This is a genomic window from Streptomyces flavofungini (assembly GCF_030388665.1).
In the GTDB taxonomy this organism is placed as follows: Bacteria; Actinomycetota; Actinomycetes; order Streptomycetales; family Streptomycetaceae; genus Streptomyces; species Streptomyces flavofungini_A.
Genome location: NZ_CP128846.1, coordinates 5114923 through 5129476 on the forward strand (window position 1 = coordinate 5114923; position 14554 = coordinate 5129476).

11 protein-coding genes, 1 tRNA gene and 1 pseudogene are annotated in these 14554 nt (G+C 72.5%); 7 read left to right on the top strand and 6 right to left on the bottom strand.

The genetic code is table 11. The features are described from left to right. The first annotated feature begins 62 nt into the window (after positions 1 to 62). The 3 genes from cysS to QUY26_RS21640 all read left to right on the top strand — a co-directional run bounded on the left by cysS (position 63) and on the right by QUY26_RS21640 (position 4395). Entirely contained in the window at positions 63 to 1466 is a 1404-nt protein-coding gene (gene cysS, locus QUY26_RS21630; protein ID WP_289949152.1) for a cysteine--tRNA ligase, read from the top strand. Between the two features lie 124 nt (positions 1467 to 1590). Then, positions 1591 to 2535, top strand: coding sequence for a 23S rRNA (guanosine(2251)-2'-O)-methyltransferase RlmB (rlmB, locus tag QUY26_RS21635; RefSeq protein ID WP_289949153.1), 945 nt, complete (start codon positions 1591 to 1593; stop codon positions 2533 to 2535). A gap of 117 nt (positions 2536 to 2652) precedes the next feature. After that, entirely contained in the window at positions 2653 to 4395 is a 1743-nt protein-coding gene (locus tag QUY26_RS21640; protein ID WP_289949154.1) for a DoxX family protein, read from the top strand. A gap of 125 nt (positions 4396 to 4520) precedes the next feature. Here QUY26_RS21640 and QUY26_RS21645 read toward each other — a convergent pair whose 3' ends face one another. The 3 genes from QUY26_RS21645 to QUY26_RS21655 all read right to left on the bottom strand — a co-directional run bounded on the left by QUY26_RS21645 (position 4521) and on the right by QUY26_RS21655 (position 7267). Next, complete coding sequence (locus QUY26_RS21645) at positions 4521 to 5255, bottom strand: nucleotidyltransferase family protein (protein ID WP_289949157.1); 735 nt, start codon at positions 5253 to 5255, stop codon at positions 4521 to 4523. Between the two features lie 94 nt (positions 5256 to 5349). Beyond that, positions 5350 to 5808, bottom strand: a complete 459-nt coding sequence (locus QUY26_RS21650; RefSeq protein ID WP_087884697.1) for a hypothetical protein — start codon at positions 5806 to 5808, stop codon at positions 5350 to 5352. Positions 5809 to 6130: 322 nt separating this feature from the next. Then, on the bottom strand, positions 6131 to 7267 hold the full coding sequence (locus QUY26_RS21655) for an ABC transporter ATP-binding protein (RefSeq protein ID WP_289949161.1): 1137 nt from the start codon (positions 7265 to 7267) through the stop codon (positions 6131 to 6133). Positions 7268 to 7474: 207 nt separating this feature from the next. On the opposite strand from QUY26_RS21655, the gene QUY26_RS21660 reads away from it, so the two are divergent. Beyond that, a tRNA-Thr gene (locus QUY26_RS21660) sits at positions 7475 to 7551 on the top strand. A gap of 72 nt (positions 7552 to 7623) precedes the next feature. Here the strand turns inward: QUY26_RS21660 and QUY26_RS21665 are convergent. Then, positions 7624 to 9027: pseudogene (locus tag QUY26_RS21665) on the bottom strand (NAD(P)/FAD-dependent oxidoreductase). 90 nt (positions 9028 to 9117) lie between these two features. Between QUY26_RS21665 and QUY26_RS21670 the strand changes: the two are divergent. Together QUY26_RS21670 and QUY26_RS21675 are read left to right on the top strand one after the other, a co-directional pair. Beyond that, complete coding sequence (locus tag QUY26_RS21670; RefSeq protein ID WP_289949163.1) at positions 9118 to 9987, top strand: DsbA family protein; 870 nt, start codon at positions 9118 to 9120, stop codon at positions 9985 to 9987. Positions 9988 to 10205: 218 nt separating this feature from the next. Continuing rightward, positions 10206 to 11108 carry an aminoglycoside phosphotransferase family protein gene (locus tag QUY26_RS21675; RefSeq protein ID WP_289949164.1) on the top strand — a complete coding sequence of 301 codons (903 nt, stop codon included), beginning with the start codon at positions 10206 to 10208 and terminating at the stop codon, positions 11106 to 11108. A gap of 125 nt (positions 11109 to 11233) precedes the next feature. On the opposite strand, the gene QUY26_RS21680 is transcribed toward QUY26_RS21675, so the two are convergent. After that, positions 11234 to 12385: an endo alpha-1,4 polygalactosaminidase gene (locus QUY26_RS21680; RefSeq protein ID WP_289949167.1), complete on the bottom strand. Its 1152-nt coding sequence runs from the start codon at positions 12383 to 12385 to the stop codon at positions 11234 to 11236. Between QUY26_RS21680 and QUY26_RS21685 the strand changes: the two genes are divergently transcribed. Further along, positions 12384 to 12860, top strand: coding sequence for a GNAT family N-acetyltransferase (locus QUY26_RS21685; RefSeq protein WP_289949169.1), 477 nt, complete (start codon positions 12384 to 12386; stop codon positions 12858 to 12860). The genes QUY26_RS21680 and QUY26_RS21685 overlap by 2 nt on opposite strands. Here QUY26_RS21685 and QUY26_RS21690 read toward each other — a convergent pair. Next, positions 12857 to 14482, bottom strand: a complete 1626-nt coding sequence (locus QUY26_RS21690) for a GNAT family N-acetyltransferase (protein WP_289949171.1) — start codon at positions 14480 to 14482, stop codon at positions 12857 to 12859. The genes QUY26_RS21685 and QUY26_RS21690 overlap by 4 nt on opposite strands. Positions 14483 to 14554: the final 72 nt, after the last annotated feature.

Sequence of the window (14554 nt, forward strand, 5' to 3'; positions counted from 1 at the left end):
TTGTGTGCCCTGTCGCCCCCTAGGGGCGCGGGGCACTGCCCCGGGGCCACTACCCTGGTGTGGTGACGATTCGCCTGTACGACACCAGCGCCCGGCAGATCCGTGACTTCAGCCCCCTCGTCGAAGGCTGTGTCTCGATCTACCTGTGCGGCGCCACGGTGCAGGCGGCCCCGCACATCGGCCACATCCGGTCGGGCCTCAACTTCGACATCATGCGCCGCTGGTTCGCGCACCGCGGCTACGACGTGACGTTCATCCGCAACGTCACGGACATCGACGACAAGATCATCAAGAAGTCGGCGGAGCAGGGCCGCCCCTGGTGGTCCATCGGCTACGAGAACGAGCGCGCGTTCAACGACGGCTACGACGTCCTCGGCTGCCTGCCGCCCACGTACGAGCCGCGCGCCACCGGCCACATCACCGAGATGATCGAGATGATGCGCGGCCTGATCGAGCGCGGACACGCCTACGAGTCCGAGGGCAACGTCTACTTCGACGTGCGCTCGTACGAGGGCTATCTGGAGCTGTCCAACCAGGAACTGGACAACCTCCTGCAGCCCGAGAGCGAGGGCGAGACCGGCAAGCGCGACCCGCGCGACTTCGCCATGTGGAAGGCCGCCAAGCCGGGGGAGCCCAGCTGGGAGACCCCCTGGGGCCGCGGCCGTCCCGGCTGGCACCTGGAGTGCTCGGCCATGGCCCACAAGTACCTGGGCGAAGAGTTCGACATCCACGGCGGCGGCATCGACCTGATCTTCCCGCACCACGAGAACGAGATCGCCCAGGCCAAGGCCTTCGGCGACGCCTTCGCGCGGTACTGGGTGCACAACGGCTGGGTCACCATGAGCGGCGAGAAGATGTCGAAGTCGCTCGGCAACTCGGTCCTGGTGTCCGAGATGGTCAAGCAGTGGCGTCCCATCGTCCTGCGCTACTACCTGGGCACCCCGCACTACCGCTCGATGATCGAGTACAGCGAGGAGGCCCTGCGCGAGGCCGAGTCCGCGTTCGCGCGCATCGAGGGCTTCGTGCAGCGCGTGGTGGACAAGGCCGGGGGCGTCGTCGAGCCCGCCGCCGAAGTGCCGCCCGCGTTCGCCGAGGCCATGGACGACGACCTGGGCGTCCCGCAGGCCCTCGCGATCGTCCACACCACGGTCCGGCAGGGCAACTCCGCGCTCGCCGCCGACGACAAGGAAGCCGCGATCGCCCGCCTCGCCGAGGTCCGGGCCATGCTCGGCGTCCTCGGCCTGGACCCGCTCGACCCGCACTGGGCGGGCGGCGAGGGCGACAGCGGTGAAGACCTGCACGGCGTGGTCGACACCCTCGTACGCCTCGTACTCGAACAGCGCGAGGCAGCCCGCGGCCGCAAGGACTGGGCCACCGCCGACGCCATCCGCGACCAGCTCGGACAGTCGGGCCTCGTCATCGAGGACAGCCCGTCGGGCCCCCGCTGGACGCTCGGTCCGCGCTAGCGCGGACCACACGCTGATGTGCCGCCCGGGACCTCGGGCGGCACACTGCATATACGACGACTTCAGAAGCGTCCGCACGCCTTCGCGCGCGGACGCGACCACGCATCACACAGACAGGTAGGTCATGGCCGCTAACAACCGCCGCATGTCCGGCAAGAAGGGCGCGCAGATCGGCAGCGGCGGAAAGCGGCGCCGGGCCCTGGAGGGCAAGGGGCCCACGCCGCCCGCCGAGATGCGCAAGGGGCACGTCAAGCAGCGCGCCGCCAACGCCAAGGCGCGCCGCGCCGCCGGCGGCAAGCAGGCCCCCCGCGGCCGGGGCGGCAAGTCGGCGTCCGAGCTGGTCGTCGGCCGCAACCCCGTCTACGAGGCGCTGCGCGAGGGCGTGCCCGCCACCACGCTGTACGTCCAGCAGTTCATCGACAACGACGAGCGCGTCCGCGAGGCGCTCCAGCTCGCCGCCGAGCGCGGCGACATCCACCTGATGGAGGCCCCGCGCCCCGAGCTGGACCGGATGACGAACGGCCTCAACCACCAGGGCCTGGTGCTCCAGGTCCCGCCGTACGAGTACGCGCACCCCGAGGACCTGGTCGCGGCCGCCTACGACGACGGTGAGGACCCGCTGATCGTCGCCCTGGACGGCGTCACCGACCCGCGCAACCTCGGCGCGGTCGTCCGCTCCGTCTCCGCCTTCGGCGGGCACGGCGTCGTGGTGCCCGAGCGCCGGGCCGCCGGTATGACGGCCGGCGCCTGGAAGACGTCGGCGGGCACCGCCGCGCGCACGCCGGTCGCGCGCGCCACCAACCTCACGCGCGCCCTGGAGGCGTACAAGAAGGCGGGCATCGCCGTGGTCGGCCTCGCCGCCGACGGCGAGCAGGAGATCGGCGAGCTGCAGGCCCTGGAGGGCCCGGTCGTCATCGTCGTGGGCAGCGAGGGCAAGGGCCTGTCCCGGCTCGTCGGCGAGACCTGCGACTTCCGGGTGCGCATCCCGATGCCCGGCGGCGCGGAGTCGCTGAACGCCGGTGTGGCCGCGGGCGTCGTGCTGTACGAGGCGGCGCGCCGACGCCGGTGAGGGCGGGCGGGGCGGGACGGCAGGACCGTCCGCGCCCCGCCGGTCACGGCTGCTTGACGGGGTCCGGACATTTGCCGTGGGTCAAGGCAGTGTCCAAACCACACATCACTCGGTTAGATGAGTGTGGACACCAGAACACCCCGCACACCCACGGGGGGCCGCTCGTCAGGGTTCGACGACACTCCCGCGCTGAGCATGGTGAAGGTGCCCTGCGACCCGGCGCAGGTCATCGTCAATCACGCGAGCTTCCGCGTGCAGCTCCGGACCTCCGGGCGGACCCAATCGCCGCGTATCGCACGCGACTTGAACACCACGGACGACACCGTGCGGATCCCCGCCGCCGGGGCCGCCCCGGCGCGCAGGCGCGCGCCCGTCGTATGGAGCGGCAAGTCCGCGCCGGGCGACCTCGACGCCAGCGGACTGCTTCAGGCCGTCCGTGCGAGCGGTGTGCGCCGTTCGGCCGAGGGAAGCGGCCGCGACACCTACGACGACGGCGGTTCCACCCAGGTCATCCCGCGCGTCGACCTCGACGATCCGTACGCCGACCCGGCCGAGACCGCGGCCTTCACCCCGCCCCGCGACCCGGCCGAGACCGCCGCCTTCACCCCGCCCCGCGACCCCGGCGACGGCACCCGGCTGCTCCCGCAGATGCGGCTTCCCGGCAGCGCCGACGACGAGCACCACGAGGCCGAGGCCGCGCGGTACGCCGACGACGGTGACGACGGCTACGACCGGCACGACCGCGACGAGGCCACCGGACGCCGCGGCGGCTCCGGGACGGCGGCCGCGCAGCGGCACGCCTACTTCCCCGGCCGCCGCCTCAACCTGGGCGTCGTGCTGCTCCCGCTGCGCGTCTTCCTCGGCTTCATCTCCATCTACGCCGGCATGGGCAAGCTCTGCGACCCCGTCTACTTCGACGGCGGCGAGCGCGGCTCCATGGTCAAGTGGCTGAACTCGCTGCACCCGTGGGCGCTCGCCGAGCCGCTGCGGGACTGGGCGCTCCAGCACCCCGTGGGCGCCGGACTCGTCATCGCCTTCCTGCAGGTCATCGTCGGGGTGCTGACGGTGCTCGGCCTCTGGCAGCGGCTCGCCGCCTCCATCGGGGTGCTGCTCTCCGCGGCGCTCCTGGTGACGGTGAGCTGGAAGACCGTCCCGGCGTACGACGCGCCCGACATCATCTACCTGGCCGCCTGGTCCCCGCTGATCATCGCGGGCGCGCCCGTCTACTCCGTCGACGGCCGCCTCGCCAACGAGGCCTGGCGCACGCTCGGGCCGCGCGCGGAGCTGTGGGAGCTGCGGCGCCGGGTGCTGCGGCGCGGCGCGCTCATCGGGACCGTCGTCGTCGGCCTCACGTTGCTCGTCGGCTCGCTGCTCGGCGGCGCCGTGCGGGACGCGGACCGCGTCACCGTGCCGGGGCCCGGCGAGTCCCCGCGCAACGAACTGCCCGGCTCCCCGCTGCCGGAGAACTCCGACGGGGAACGCAAGCTGCGCCGCGACAAGCAGAGCCCGTCGGCGACCGTCGACGGCGCGCCCACCCAGGGCAGCACGGCCAGCCCCACCCGGGGCGCCGAGGGCACCCCGGGCGCGGCCCCCGAGACCGGCGGCGCGGACCAGCGCAGGCCGAGCGCCACGCAGGGCACGGGCGGCCAGGCGCCGTCGTCCCAGCAGGAGGCGCCCCCCCAGGAGCAGCCGCCCGCGGCCACCAGCGGCCCGGCCGCCACCAGCGGCAGCACGGGCGGCGGCTCCGGCGGCTCCACCGGCGGTGATGGCACCACCGGCGGTTCGGGCGGCTCCACCGGCGGTGGCGGCAGCACGGGCGGCGGCGCGAAGCCGGGCCTGCTCGGCGGTGTCCTCGGCTGAGGCGCCCGCTCCCGTCCGTCCCCGGTACGCCGATGGGCCCCGCACACGACATGTGTGCGGGGCCCATCGGCGTACGCCCGAAGGACATCCGCGTACCGACGACGCCCGACGGACTCAAGGCGGGGTCAACGTCCCTGGGCCGCAAGCTCCTTGGCCGCCTCGGTGAGGTCCTTGGCGGTGTCGATGGCGCGCCAGTACGCGCCCTGGGGGAGCGGGAAGCCGGCCAGGCGCTTCTCCCGGGCGAGGCGCGGGAACGTGGTGCGCTCGTGATCGCCGCGGTCGGGCAGCAGGCTGGTGAAGGCCGCCGAGAAGACGTACACGCCCGCGTTGATGAGGTACGGCGACGGCGGGGCCTCGATGAAGTCCGTGATGTGGCCGAAGGCGTCCGTCTCCACGGCGCCCCAGGGGATGCGGGGGCGGGCCAGGGCGAGGGTGGCGGTGGCGTCGCGCTCGGCGTGGAAGGCCGCCATGTCGCGCAGCGAGAAACGGGTCCAGATGTCGCCGTTGGTCGCGTACCAGGACCGGTCGGCGTGCGGCAGGTGCGCGGCGGCGTACTTGAGGCCGCCGCCGCGGCCGAGCGGCTCCTTCTCGACGACCGTGGTGACCTTCAGCGGCAGGTCCGCGGACTCCAGCCACTCCTGGAGCACCTCGGCGAGGTGGCCGCAGGAGACGACCGCGTCCGTGACGCCCTCGGCGGCGAGCCAGGACAGCTGGTGGCCGATGATCGGGGTCCCCGTGCCGGGGATCTCGACCATGGGCTTGGGCCGGTCGTCGGTGTACGGGCGAAGGCGTGAGCCCTGGCCGCCGGCCAGGACGACGGCCTGCGTGGGCCGTGCGGGGTGGTGGGCACCGGTGGTCATGACGGAACCCTACGCGGCGTACCGCGCAGGGTTCTGTGCCGCCTCGGCCCCTGAGTGGCCCCTACCGGCCCTTGTCGGCGCCGTACGGGCCCGCTCAGCCGTTCTGGTGGGCGGCCACGCCGGTGGCGAAGGACGTGTCGCAGACCGGGCGCGCGTAGGACTGGGCGCGGCTCGGGCCGTACGCCCGGACGGCGGCGCGGCCGAGTGCGCGGGCGATGGACACGCAGTGCTTGGCGAGCGAGGGGTGCCGGTCGACCTCCTGCTGCAACTGCGTGAGGGCGACGCCGGGATTCTTCTCCTGGAGTTCCAGGAGGAGCCGGTGGCGCAGGACGTCCTGCGGCGCGCGGGACTTGGCCGGTACGGACAGGTCGCCCGCCGAGGCGGTGAGGACCGAGTCCGAGGAACTGCCGGACCAGTTGACCCGGGTGACCGCGAGCGTGCCGGACAGCACCAGGACGACGGGCAGGACGAGGGCGAGCGTGCGCCCGATGCGGCGGCCGGGGCCGCGGTGGCCCCGGCGCGACTTCTGGGTGTGGTTGGCGGAGTGCGTCACGCGAGTGAGAGTAGCGGTAGGTGATGATTTGGCGACATTTAGTCACCCGGTCGAGCGACGGACGGAGGTGTCTTTCTGTGTGCGCGTTGACGCACAAGGATCGAAATGACCGATGTGCCGGGGTATTTGTCGACAACCCTTGGCGGGGGGTGGGGGCGGGGGGTGTGCGGCGGACGGCGGCCGGGTACGACGAAGGGCCGCCGCGCGCGGGAGGGGGGCGGCCGGGTGCGAGGAAGGACTGCCGCGCGGCACGGGTGCGGCCGGGTGCGACGAAGGGCCCCGCACTCTCCGGTGCGGGGCCCTTCGCGCAAGCGGTCTGCGGTCAGTCGCTGAGCCGCTCGCCCGTCGACGTCGAGAAGACGTGGGTCTCGCCCGGGCGGGGCACGACGTGCAACTGGGCGCCCTTGTCCGGCACCTGGCGGCCGTTCACGCGGACCACGAGGTCCTTCTGCTCGCCGCCGACCTCGGCGGTGCCGTAGACGTACCCGTCGGCGCCGAGCTCCTCGACGACGTTCACGGACACGGCGAGGCCGGCCGGGGCGTCCGCGCTCTCCTTGGAGAGGGACTTCGCGGCGCCGCCGTTCTGCTCCACGATGTCGAAGTGCTCCGGGCGGACGCCGACGGTGACCGTGCGGTCGCCCTTGTCGGCGGCGGCGGACAGCGCCTCACGGTTCACGGGCACGACAGAGTTGCCGAACTTCACGCCGCCGTCGGTGATCGGGACCTCGACGAGGTTCATCGCCGGGGAGCCGATGAAGCCCGCGACGAACAGGTTCGCCGGGCGGTCGTACATGTTGCGCGGCGAGTCGACCTGCTGGAGCAGACCGTCCTTGAGCACGGCGACCCTGTCGCCCATCGTCATGGCCTCGACCTGGTCGTGGGTGACGTACACCGTGGTGATGCCGAGACGGCGCTGGAGCGAGGCGATCTGCGTACGCGTCGACACGCGCAGCTTGGCGTCGAGGTTCGACAGCGGCTCGTCCATGAGGAAGACCTGCGGCTCACGGACGATGGCGCGGCCCATCGCGACGCGCTGGCGCTGACCGCCGGAGAGGGCCTTGGGCTTGCGGTCCAGGTACTCCGTGAGGTCGAGGATCTTCGCGGCCTCCTCGACCTTCTGCCGGATGGTGGCCTTGTCGACGCCCGCGATCTTCAGGGCGAAGCCCATGTTCGCGGCGACCGTCATGTGCGGGTACAGCGCGTAGTTCTGGAACACCATGGCGATGTCCCGGTCCTTGGGCGGCAGGTGCGTGACGTCGCGGTCGCCGATGCGGATCGCGCCGCCGTTCACGTCCTCCAGGCCCGCGAGCATCCGCAGCGAGGTGGACTTGCCGCAGCCGGACGGGCCGACCAGGACGAGGAACTCGCCGTCCTCGATCTCGATGTCGAGACCGTCGACGGCGGGCTTGGTGGAACCCGGGTAGATCCGGGTCGCCTTGTCGAACGAAACAGTGGCCATGGTGAGGGCCCCCTTCACCGGCAGGAACGTGCCGGACGATCCGAGTAAAGGATGGGTCTAGTCCACGTGGGTGAACTGTCCGTGACCGTACCCCGCAGGTCGTTGGTCTGTCAGTAGCCGGAAGGTCACGACCTTCGCGGAAATTTTCGAGAGCGCCCCCGGACGTGTCGGACCCGTTGGTTACACTGCACGGGCACGTCGCCGCATGCCTCCTTAGCTCAGCTGGTCAGAGCGCCGCTCTTGTAAAGCGAAGGTCGTCGGTTCGAATCCGACAGGGGGCTCCAGAGCAACACCAGGCCGAAGGCCCTGTCGTGCACGCCGACCGCGTGCACGACAGGGCCTTCGGCCGTGAGCCCTCAGGCGCCCCGCCCCGAGAGCCGGTCGGCGAGGCGGGCCCGGCGCGGGGACTCCGCCGTGTGGGACGACAGCTCCTTGCGGTCCGCCGAGCGGTACGTGGCGTACATCCCGTGCACCCCCAGCCACCGCAGCGGCTCCGGTTCCCATTTGCGGACGCGGTGGTTCACCCAGGGCAGCGCGGTCAGGTCGGTCGGGCCCGCCTGGCCCGAGTCGTGCTGGACGAGGTCGCGGAGCGTGCGGGCGGCGAGGTTGGCGGTGGCCACGCCGGAGCCGACGTAGCCGCCCGCCCAGCCGAGGCCCGTGGCGCGGTCCAGGGTGACCGTGGCGCACCAGTCGCGGGGCACGCCGAGGACGCCCGACCAGGCGTGGTCGATCCGGACGCCGGTGAGCTGGGGGAAGAAGCGGACCAGGATCTCGCGCAGGGAGTCGACGGTGGCCGGCTGCGTACGGCCGTCGTTGTCCGTCCGCGAACCGAAGTGGTACGGCACGCCGCGGCCGCCGAGCGCGATGCGGTCGTCGGCGGTCCGCTGCGCGTACATGTACGCGTGCGCCATGTCGCCGAGCGTCTCGCGGCCCGCCCAGCCGATGGTCTCCCAGACGTCGGCGGGCAGCGGGGCGGTGGCGATCATCGAGGAGTTCATCGGCAGCCAGGTGCGCCGCTGGCCCTTGAGCGAGGCCGTGAAGCCCTCCGTGCAGCGCAGGACGTAGGGGGCGCGGACCGTGCCGTACGGAGTGATCGCGTGCTTCGGCTTGATCTCCGTGACCGGTGTCGACTCGTGGATCGTGACGCCGAGCGCCTCGACGGCCGCCGCGAGGCCCTTCACCAGCTTCACCGGGTGCAGCCGCGCCCCGTGCGGCGTCTAGGACGAGCCGACGGCACCGGCGACCCGGATCCGCTCGGCCGTCTCGCGGGCGCCGTGCAGGGTGCGGTCGTTCTCCCCGTACGAGAGTTCCGTCTCGTGGAAGGCGCGCAGGCGGGCCAGTTGGGCGGGCGTGTACGCGACTTCGAGGACGCCGCCGTGGTGGACGTCCGCGTCGATCTTCTCCTCGGCGGCGACGTGGATCACCTCGTCGACGGTGGCGTTCATGGCCTGCTGGAGGCGGACGGCCGCGTCGTGGCCGTGCAGGCGGGCGTAGCGGTCGCGGCCCGCGATGCCGTTGTAGAGCCAGCCGCCGTTGCGCCCCGACGCGCCGTAGCCGCAGAACCGCTGCTCCAGGACCGTGACCCGCAGGAAGGGCGCGGCCTTCTTCAGGTAGTACGCCGTCCACAGGCCCGTGTAGCCGCCGCCGACCACGCACACGTCCGCCGTCGCGTCGCCGGTGAGGGGTTCGCGGGCCGTGGGCAGACCGTCGTCCGCGTACCAGAAGGAGATGCCGCCGTTCACGGTGTTCGTGCTGCTCATGGGGCGGGACGTTACTGGTCGCGTGAGCCGCTGGGCAGGGGTCGGATAGATTTTCGGGCCACTGGTTCCGACGTTTTCTGGGGGCTGTTCATGGCCGTACGTGCCGTACGCAAGGCTGGGCGCGTGGCCGCCTCGGTGACCGCCGTCGCGCTGCTCGGGGTCGCCGTCACCGCGTGCGACGACTCCGACGACGGCGGGCCCGACTGGATGGGGGCGGGCAAGAAGTCGCCGTCGGCTTCCGCTTCGGCGTCGGGCAGCGAGTCGGCCGGTTCGTCCGGCGGTTCGTCCGATGGCCCGTCCGGCGGTCCGTCCGAGGGGGCCTCCGGTGGGCCGTCCTCCTCCTCGTCGCAGGAGACCGTCCCGGAAGCCAAGGTTCCGCCCGTCTCCGTCGAGCGGCTCGCCAAGGTGCCCACCGCTGTGAAGGGTGGCGTGATCACCGTCGGCAAGCCGGGCGCCGAGCACACCGTCAAGGTGTACGAGGACCCGCGCTGCCCGTTCTGCAAGAAGTTCGAGGAGGGCGGCGCACAGGCCCTCGTTGGGCCGCTGGCCGTCGGTGACGTGAAGGTCGAGTACACGATCGCCTCGTTCCTCGACCGGAACCTGGGCGGCAGCGGCTCGGTGAACGCCGCGAACGCCCTGCGGGCCGCCGTGGAGGCGGGCAAGTTCCCGCAGTTCCACTCCGCGCTCTTCGTCAACCAGCCCGAGGAGAGCGAGGACGCCTTCACGCCCGCCTTCCTCCTCAAGATCGCCGAGAAGGTCGGCCTGCGCGACGCCGCCTTCCGGAACGCGGTCACCAACAGCACGTACAAGAGCTGGGTCGGCACCGCGATGAAGGCCTTCCAGGAGGACGGGATCACGGGGACGCCGACGGTCGTCGTGGACGGCGAGAAGGTGGCCGGTGAGGCGCTGTACAGCGAGAAGGACTTCCGGAAGGTGCTGAAGGACGCGGGGATTCAGTAAGGGGGCGGGGCTTCGGGGCTTCGGGGCCTGGTGAGGGCGCGGGGATTCCGTGATAGCGCGGGGTTTCGGGGCTTTGGCGCGGGGATTCGGGGCTTCGGTGAGGACGCGGGGATTCCGTGAGGTGTTCCGGGGTGCCTGGCGGTGGCCGGAACGGGGTGCGCCTCGTGTCCGGAACAAATCGCATGTGGTGATTTTGGCGCGTCGGTAGTGTCGCCAGCGTGATCGATATCAAGGTCCCTGACGAGCTGATCGAGTCGCAGTACGAGTACGCGGGCGAGGCCGGTCGCGCCTTCATCGCCGCCCTGCCCGCCCGGGTCGCGGAGTTCGCCGACCGCTGGGAGCTGAAGATCGTCGGCGAGTCCATGTACGGCATGGCGGCGCTCGTGCTGCCCGTGCGCCGCGCCGACGGCAGCGACGCCGTCGTGAAGTTCCAGGTCCTCGACGAGGAGACGGAGGGCGAGCCCGTCGCCCTGCGCGTGTGGAACGGCGACGGCGCGGTGCGGCTGCTCGACTACGACGACGCCACCGGCACCATGCTCCTCGAGCGTGCCCGCGACGGCGCGGAGCTGTCGGAGTACGCCGAGACCGGCCCCGCGGAGACCCGCAAGGCCGTCGTCATCCTCGCCGAACTCCTCGCCCGCCTCACCTCCGTGCCCGCCCCGCCCGGCATGCGCACCCTCGGCGACATCGCGGCCCAGATGCTCGACGACACCCCGGCCGCCCTCAAGGCCATCCCCGACCCGGGCGAGCGGGCCCTGATCGCGCGCTGCGCCGACGCCGTGCGTGAGGTCGTGGGCGAGCCCGGCGACCGGATGCTGCACTGGGACCTGCACTTCGACAACGTCCTGGCCTCCGACCGCGAGCCGTGGCTCGCCATCGACCCCAAGCCACTCGCCGGCGACCCCGGGTTCGACCTGTGGCCCGCACTCGACAACCTCTTCGAGGCGGACGAGGTGTGCTGGCGGTTCGACGCCATGACGGAGATCCTCGGCCTCGACCGGGAGCGGGCCAAGGCGTGGACGATGGGGCGGGTGCTGCAGAACGCGCTCTGGGAGATCGAGGACGGGCGGCCGCTGCCGGCGGATCACCTGGAGGTGGCCCGGCGGCTGTGGGGGCGGTGAGGGGGCACTCGCGTTGAGCGGGGGCGGGTGTTGAGGTCGGGTGTGTGGGCGGGGGCGGGTGGTGAGATCGGGTGTGTGGGCGGGGGCGGGTGCTGAGATCGGCGTGTGCCGTCGGCCGGTGGGCCTCAGGCGCAGCGCTTCCGGTACGCCCCCGTCGGCGGCTCGTCCTTGATCAGTCCGTCCAGGCCGTGCTTCCTGTGCGTACGGCAGGCCTTCGCCGGGGCGGCCACCGACTTCCTGTAGTCGACGGCGAACACCGCCTTGCCCGCCGCCACGAACGGCTTCAGCTCCCCGCACTCCGCGAACTCCACGCACTCCTCGGGCAGCGCCCAGTCGAAGGAGTCCACGAGCCGCGCCGCCGTCCCCGGCTCGTTGTGGCCGTTCTTCATGCCGACGGAGAGCCCGCGCGCGTGCGCCTGCCGTGCGACCTCCCGGTACCAGGAGACCTGGTCCGCGAGCGGGATCCGGAAGCCCGGGTCGTTGCCGCGCGGATTGTTCTGGTCGGGCTCGACCCCGTCGCAGCCCATGCGTTCCGCCAGGTCGAACCGCGCCCACACCGCCTCCGCGAACGCGTCCCGCGAGCCCTCGCGGATGTCCAGCCAGCGCTCACCCGCCCAGCCCGTGTCCCAGCCGATCACCGAGCCGTCGGCCGGGGCGTCCGGCCGGTTCGGGATGGCGTCCTCGCGCTTCTCGTGGCCGGGGAAGCGGGCCGCGTCGGGACGGTAGTGCTCGTACGCCCCCGTGTCGACGTAGCAGATCACGACGGGGCGCGGGCGGCGCGCGTGCAGCTCGTCGATCTTCCCGGCGAGGGGGCCCGGGGGTACGTCGATGACGTCGCCGTCGGCGTACCGGAGCTGGGAGCCCTTCGGCGCGAGGTCGAAGAGGTCCAGGTCGTACATCTGGCGGGGCGCGGAGAGGTCGTAGGGCTCGGTGATCTGCCAGTCCCAGTCCGTGATCTCTCCTGGCGCGGGGGCCCACCAGGCGGGGTCGGCCGGGGTGCGCGTCGGTTTTCCGGCGGGGCTCTGGGTGGGCTTCTCCGTCCGGCTCGGGTTTTCGGCCTGGCTCGGCTTGTCCGCCCGGCTCGGATTCTCGGCCCGGCTCGGCTTTTCCGCCTGGTTCGGATTCTCGGCCCGGCTCGGCTTCTCGGCGCAGCCGGTGAGGGCGGCGGCCAGGAGCAGCAGGGGCCCGACGAGGCGGGCGGTGGGTCGGGCGGTGGGCCTTCGCGCGGTGGAAACGTGGTTGACCCCGCGCCGCGGCCTGTGGCTTGCTGCGCGCATGATTCGTACCGCCACGCCCGATGACATCCCGCTCATCCACACCCTCGTCCGTGAGCTCGCCGAGTACGAGAAGGAGCCGCACGAGGCACGCGCCACCGAGGAACAGCTGCGCGAGGCGCTGTTCGGCGAGCGGCCCGCCGCGTACGCCCACATCGCTGTGGACGACGCGACGGGGGAGCCCGTCGGTTTCTCCCTGTGGTTCCTGAACTTCTCCACGTGGCGCGGGGTGCACGGCATCTACCTGGAGGACCTGTTCGTGCGCCCCGAGGCGCGCGGCGGCGGCCACGGGAAGGCGCTGCTGCGGGAGTTGGCCCGCATCTGCGTCGAGCGCGGGTACGGGCGCCTCGAGTGGTCCGTCCTGAACTGGAACGCGCCGTCGATCGCGTTCTACGAGGCGATGGGGGCGCGGCCGCAGGACGAGTGGACGGTGTACCGGCTGACCGACGGCGCGTTGGCCGAGCTCGGCTCCTCCTAGAACTCGTCCACGGTGTGCGGCAGGCGGTCCGTGCGCAGGGCCGCGTCCAGGGCCGCCGCCGCGCCCGGGGTGTGCTCCGTGGCCAGGCCCGCCCGCACGGCCGCCGTGATCCGGGTGCCGCCGAGGTAGGCGGCGCCCAGGTCGCGGACCTCGACGCTGAGGTCGGCGGGGGCGGTGGTGGGTTCGTACGTGGCCTGGAACGTGGCCTTGTACGTGGTCTTGAACGTGGTCTTGAACGTGGCTTTGTACGTCTCCGTGCCTGTGGCGGGGTGCGGGGTGTCCGTGTCTGCGTGGGGGGTGTCCGCGCCTGCGTGCGGGGTGCCCGTGCCTGCGTGTGGGGTGTCCGCGCCCTCGTGCGTGGTGCCCCGCGGTGACACCGTCAGGCGGAAGCGGCCGTCGTTCGCCGGGACCTGGGTGTCGGTGACCTCCAGGACGAGGGCGGCGGGGGCGGCCCAGTCGCGGGTGAGGAGCGCGGCGCGCACGTCCACGAGCCGCAGCCACAGCGCCGGGAAGTACCCCGTCACCCGGACCTGGTCGCGGTCCGCGGCGAACAGGAGCAGGTCGTCGTCCACGGGGCGGCCCCAGGCGCGGATTACGCCCGTGAGGTCGATGTCCGCGAGGTAGCGCCAGAGCGCGGCGGCGGCCTGCGGGGTGTCGGCCTCCAGTTCGTCGAGGCGGACCAGGCCGCGGGCGTCGTCGCGGGACTTGGTGCGGTAGAGGGCGTAGCCCTTGATGGGGGTGGGAGCGAGGGCGGGGGTTCGGGGGGTGGTGGGGTCGGCGGCGGCCTGCGGGGTGGTGGCGGTCTGCGGGGCATCGGCCTGCGGGGCATCGGCCTGCGGGGCATCGGTCTGCGTGCCGTCGGGGTGGGCGCCGAGCACCACCACTCGCGGCGGCGACAGCTCGTCGTCCTCCTCGTCCTCCGTGACCAGCCACTCCTCGCTCCACCACGCCTCACTGCGGGCGATGCGGCCGCCGCGGTCGGCGCGGGTGCGGTCGTAGTACGCGCCGAGCAGCGCCGGGGCGTCCGCCGGGTCGACGAGGCGCAGGGGGCCGTCGTCCGGGGTGACACGCAGGGCCAGCGGGCGCTCGGAGTTGATCTCCACGGTGTTGCCGTGGGTGGCCGGGCCGAAGCCGAAGCGGCCGTAGATCGCGTCCTCGGAGGCCCAGAGCGCGGCCACCGGGCGGCCCTCCTCCTGGCACATCTCGTACAGCTTCGCGATCATCCCCGAGAGCACGCCGCGACGGCGGTGCGTCGGCGCCACGGAGACGAACGTCAGGCCGGGGCAGGGGAGTTCGCCGCCCGGCACCGACACCGTGAAACGGAACGCGGCGATCAGTCCGACCAGGGTGTCCCCGTCGTACGCCCCGATGCGGTCACAGCCGAGCAGCAGGTCGTGGTGGTGTTTGCGCTTCTCCTCCTCGGGCGTGTCATGGAAGACGAGGTACGCCAGGTCGAGGGCGCGGTCGATGTCGGTCTCGGGGAGGGGGCGGATGGTGAGGGGGGTGGCGTGGGGGGTGGCTTGGGAGGTGGTGGGGTGCGGTGCGGAGCTGTGGGGTGTGGCGGTGTGGGGTGTGGAGCTGTGAGGTGTGGCGGTGTGGGCGGCGGGGCGTGCGGAGTCCATATAACGGACGGTAGTTCCCGTTTGTCGTACGAGCACCTTGTTTTCGCCACGGTGCGGGGCTGGGGCTGGGGC